This is a genomic window from Streptomyces sp. SYSU D01066-1 (assembly GCF_054956795.1).
Map to the genome: position 1 here is coordinate 1 of NZ_JBUDHV010000074.1, position 2,671 is coordinate 2,671.

2 protein-coding genes are annotated in these 2,671 nt (G+C 63.3%); both read left to right on the top strand.

What is annotated here, in order from left to right:
- Positions 1-964: 964 nt before the first annotated feature.
- The gene (locus ACY1JF_RS31805) at positions 965-1,219 is read left to right on the top strand and encodes a cold-shock protein (RefSeq protein WP_462708745.1); all 255 of its coding nucleotides are present in this window, start codon (positions 965-967) and stop codon (positions 1,217-1,219) included.
- Positions 1,220-1,301: 82 nt separating this feature from the next.
- Positions 1,302-1,838: a hypothetical protein gene (locus ACY1JF_RS31810; RefSeq protein WP_462708746.1), complete on the top strand. Its 537-nt coding sequence runs from the start codon at positions 1,302-1,304 to the stop codon at positions 1,836-1,838.
- Positions 1,839-2,671 lie beyond the last annotated feature (833 nt).

The following is a 2,671-nucleotide window of genomic DNA, read 5'->3' on the forward strand; positions in this document are numbered from 1 at the left end:
CACAGGCAGCAACGGCCGGACGAACTCCCACTCCGCATCGGACAGTTCATGACGACGTATCACCCGACCATGATCCACCATGCAAGATCAATTGAAGACACCCCCTAGGGGCGTTAGCTCGACGCGCGGCCGGCACGTGAGCACGGCGGCCGCGAGCGGCAGATCCGCCGTGCATTCGACGCTTTCGAGGAATGCAATAATGGTCCGCCAACGCAAGCGATGACGGACCATTATCACGAGTCGTTAGTGAACGAAGAAGTCAATGACCTTTTGAGCGATTCCGGAGAAGAAGCCCCGGATAGCTGCAGCGATCACCCACCGACGAGGACAGTCGATGTCCTGCTCGGCCCTCTCGCGTTTCCGACTACGGTTACTCTTTCGCTGTTCCGCAGGCATGTCCGCCCCTCCCATTCACAGGAGGGCGGGACTTAAGCCAGCCTCTGTAGCGCTCCCTGTCAGCGGCGCTCGCCGCGTCCCACCCGTTACCTATCGAACAGCAGGGATGGGGGGCAGGGACCACTCTTCACCGTCGCGTACTGTCGAGTAGCGGCGCATTGCCAGCATCTGCACAAGTCTCGCAAGGCCACTGAGCGCTTTCGTTGAAAGCATTCGGGAGCGAAGTAGTTCGCGTTGAGCCGTTACTCGCGCCCTCACCGAACTACTCTTCGAACGGAACCCAAGTAGCACCATCAGAACTGTGAAGATGGCCAGCAGCGCCGCTAGGACGTCTGTTGTCATCATGGCGCGAGGCCAGCAGCGACTGTGGGGGCCTGGCTGGTTGTTCGAAAAGTACCCGCCAATCGCATGAACCGAACGTCATCGGAAGCTGCATCGAGGATATTGCGCCGGATGTCTGCCTCGCGCGTCTCTCCGGGCGCGGGTTGCACGTGCAGACGGGCGTTCGCGATGCTGAGTGCACACCCCCCCAGTTGAGTCAACCTGTGGGGGTTGTATGCCCAGTGGCGTGGTGAAGTGGTTCGATCCGGTCCGGGGCGTGGGCCTTATCGCCCCGGATGGCGGTGGCTTCGATGCCGTCGCCCACCGTTCGGCAGTGCGCGGTGACGCGGCGCGCGAGTTGGTCGCGGGCAGGCGGGTGCACTTCGACCTCACCCGGGATGCCACCGGCATCCGAGCCGACAACATCCGCCCCGCGCCTCAGAAACCTTGTACGCCGGCCGAGGAGGCAGAGGCTGACGTGGCTGCGTCTCGCCCCGGGTAGCCCGCCGAGTGGGACACCGGGACGCGACGAACTGTCTATCGAACGAACCCTTGTCGTCGGTGGCTTTCGCTAGCATCACGGAATGACGACACGAGCTCAGTTGCGTAAGACAGCGCTGACCTTCCAGGAGGTCGAAGAGCACACTGCGGACGGGATGGTGACCTACTCCGTGCGAGGCAAGGAGTTCGCCTCGGTGACGAAGGACGGCACAATACGGTTGACACTCCCCGAAGCGGAGGCTGGGGAGGCCGTAGCGACCTACCGGAATGCCGAACGGCTGATCCATGCGGGCAAGCCGGTTGGGCTCCAAGCGCCATTGATCGATGTCGACGGCCAGCACCTGTGGTCCCTGGTAATGGCCGCGTGGAAACACTGCGCGCCAAGGCGGTTGGCTGTGACGTTGACTGCCATCATGGAGTCACCCATTCAGCCAGACAGCGATCTACCGGCCAGCATCGGTAAGACCGCGACACGTGCGTTGTCCAATGCCGGATTGACCACACTCGACCAGGTCGCAACTCACACCAAGGCCGACCTCCTCGCAATGCACGGCGTCGGTCCAAAGGCAGTACGCATCCTCGCTGACGCCCTTGCAGCGAAGGGCATGCCACTACGCTGACTACAACATAGCGGCATTCTGGTGACACATGCGGTCAAAGATCCTGTTGCGGTCCTATCAATAGCATCCGCAAACGTCAGGGAAGCCGGGAACTGGGTGGTCGGTGCGTACCCCGTCGACAACCGGCTGGATCATGCTCACGAGAGTGCCTTCCCCTATGCAACTCTCGGGCCACCCAGAGCGGATCGCAGCAGCCTGCTCCACCCCGCGGCATCGACCTCCGCCCCCAGCACCCTCGCATCACTGCCGGTATGCCGCTGGTAGCAACGCAGCCTGACGACGCGGAAGGCTCCCCACCACCAGCAGCCGGCCCAACCTCATCGACCGCGCCCCCAGCGGAAACGCTGACCACCTCGCCTACCTCTACGGCGCTGCCTCCTTGCCCGGGGGCGGCGCTAATCAGACCGAGCATCCGCCAGGCCGCAGGCTGTTGACGTCACCCCTGGCGAAAGGGCCTGTGCGAACTGCCGCGCCGCCTCCCGTGCAGTAGTCGCTGGACCGGTGACAGTTGGCGTCCGCGGCACAGGGCTCGCTGCCTCTTCCACGGTTGCGGGTTTTGCTGTAGGGGCATCATCAGGTGTGCGGTCGGACCCCGCGCAACCAACGCTGACCGTCAAGGCCAGGAGAGCCACCGCGGTGTGACGAAAAGGACCGTCGAGCTGTGGGAGGCCGGCCACTGGCAGTCCCACAACGTACTTTCGTCTTCCGCCTGTGACTGGCAGCGTAACTGGCCCTTCTCTATCCGCTCGTGGAGTCGATCGGGTTCGAACGGGGTCCTGGTTCGGGTGAGCTGACCGGTGCAGGCGCATGGAAGAAGGGCCTCTTGGTAGCTC

What these genes read in the sequence shown, in the direction of transcription:
- ACY1JF_RS31810 (WP_462708746.1), top strand. Translation starts at nt 1,302, where the DNA reads ATGACGACACGAGCTCAGTTGCGTAAGACAGCGCTGACCTTCCAGGAG.